Source organism: Actinoplanes sp. NPDC051633, from assembly GCF_040681735.1.
GTDB lineage: Bacteria > Actinomycetota > Actinomycetes > Mycobacteriales > Micromonosporaceae > Actinoplanes.
The window spans coordinates 1-2186 of the sequence record NZ_JBFAZH010001241.1; the positions used below are offsets into that span (position 1 = coordinate 1).

The 2186-nt window shown below is 69.2% G+C and carries 2 protein-coding genes; both read left to right on the forward strand.

What is annotated here, in order from left to right:
• Window positions 1–98 precede the first annotated feature (98 nt).
• A complete protein-coding gene (locus AB0M20_RS39515; protein ID WP_364306180.1) occupies window positions 99–905 on the forward strand; it encodes an ATP-binding cassette domain-containing protein in 807 nt (268 codons plus the stop codon).
• Complete coding sequence (locus AB0M20_RS39520; RefSeq protein WP_364306182.1) at window positions 902–2161, forward strand: ABC transporter permease; 1260 nt, start codon at window positions 902–904, stop codon at window positions 2159–2161. Before AB0M20_RS39515 ends, AB0M20_RS39520 begins: the two co-directional genes overlap by 4 nt.
• Window positions 2162–2186 lie beyond the last annotated feature (25 nt).

Consider the following 2186-nt stretch of genomic DNA (forward strand, 5'->3'; position numbering starts at 1 on the left):
CACGGCTTACCGACGGCGCCGCTCACGCCCACCTGGGCGTGGGCGGCGCCGGGCGTGGCACCCCTCTCACCCCGGTCACTAGCGAAGGAGAACCATCCGTGGCCGCGACACCCCTTCTGGAGCTGCGCGGGATCGACAAGAGTTTCGGTCCCGTCCAGGTCCTGCACGACGTCGGACTCAGCGTCTATCCCGGCGAAGTCACCGCTCTCGTCGGCGACAACGGCGCCGGCAAGTCCACCCTCGTCAAGTGCGTCAGCGGCATCTATTCGATGGACGCGGGCACGGTCACCTTCGACGGCCAGCAGGTCGCCATCCACACCCCCCGGGACGCCGCCGCGCTCGGGATCGAGGTCGTCTACCAGGACCTCGCACTGTGCGACAACCTGGACATCGTCCAGAACATGTTCCTCGGCCGGGAGAAGACCAAGGGCCTCACCCTCGACGAGCCGACCATGGAGCAGATGGCCGGCGACACGCTGGCCGGCCTCTCGGTGCGCACCGTGAAGTCGCTGCGCCAGCTCGTCGCCAGTCTCTCCGGTGGCCAGCGGCAGACCGTCGCCATCGCCAAGGCGGTGCTCTGGAACAGCCGCGTGGTGATCCTCGACGAGCCCACCGCCGCCCTGGGCGTGGCGCAGACCGCGCAGGTGCTCGAGCTGGTCCGCCGGCTCGCGGACAACGGCCTCGGCGTGGTGCTCATCTCGCACAACATGAACGACGTGTTCGCGGTGTCGGATCGGATCGTGGCGCTCTACCTCGGCCGGACCGCGGCCCAGGTGAAGGCGACCGATGTCACGCACTCCCAGGTGGTCGAGCTGATCACCGGTGGCCGCAGCGGGAACCTCGGCCTGCCGCCGGAGAAGCCCTCCGACTTCGTCGACATCACGCCTCCTGGAGACGACCGATGAGCACAACCACGACCGGCTCGGCCGGCAAGGTCAAGGTGGCCAAGCCCACGGTCGCCAGCCACATCCACGACTACATCGGACGGGTCCGCGGCGGCGACATCGGCAGCCTGGCGGCCGTCCTCGGCCTCGTCGTGCTGACCCTGATCTTCGGTGTCGCGCGGCCGGACACGTTCTTCAGCGAGCTCAACTTCGCCAACTTGTTCGCGCAGGGCGCCGCGGTCTGCTTCATCGCGATGGGTCTCGTCTTCGTGCTGCTGCTCGGCGAGATCGACCTGTCCGCCGGCTACACCAGCGGCGTGGCCGGCGCGGTGATGGCCGTGCTGCTCACCAAGCACGGCTGGTCCTGGCCGACCGCGATCGGCGTCGCGCTGATCACCGGCCTGGTGATCGGCTTCGTGCTCGGCTTCCTGGTTTCCAAGATCGGCATCCCGTCGTTCGTCGTGACGCTCGCCGCGTTCCTGGCCTTCCAGGGCGTGCTGCTGGTGCTGCTCGGCGGCGGCACGAACATCTCCATCCAGAACGAGTTCGTGCTCTCGCTGGCCAACAACAACCTGCCGGTCCTCTGGAGCTGGGTGCTGGCCATCGTCATCATCGCCGGGTTCGCCGCCGCGCAGCTGATCCGGGTCCGCGGCCGGGCCTCCCGGGGCCTGGTCACCGACCCGATGGGCATCGTGGCGGCCCGGGTCGTCGGTGTCGCGATCGTCATCCTGGCGGCGACGGCGATCCTCACCCAGGAACGGGCCATCAACCCGGCCATCAACAGCCTCAAGGGCATCCCGATCGTCGTGCCGATCCTGGTCGTCGCGGCCGTGATCTGGACCTTCGTGCTGGGTCGCACCACGTACGGCCGGCACGTCTACGCGGTCGGCGGCAACTCCGAGGCGGCCCGTCGCGCCGGTATCCCGGTGGACCGGATCCGCATCTCGGTCTTCGTCATCGGCTCGTTCATGGCCGCCATCGGCGGCATCGTCGCGGCCAGCCGGGCCAGCTCGGTGGACCCCCGCTCGGGTGGCTCCAACGTGCTGCTCTACGCGGTCGCCGCGGCCGTCATCGGCGGCACCAGCCTCTTCGGTGGCAAGGGCCGCATCATCGACGCCATCCTCGGCGGCGCGGTGATCGCCGTGATCGACAACGGCATGGGTCTGATGAACCTCAGTGCCGGCTCCAAGTACATCTTCACCGGAGTGGTGCTGCTGCTGGCAGCCGGTGTCGACGCCCTGTCCCGGCGCAGAGCGGCCGCGACCGGCAACCGATGAAACTCCTGGCGACGGGGACGGCCCG

Bases quoted from the DNA above. Each gene is read 5' to 3' on its own strand.
- AB0M20_RS39520 (WP_364306182.1), top strand. From the start codon at position 902: ATGAGCACAACCACGACCGGCTCGGCCGGCAAGGTCAAGGTGGCCAAG.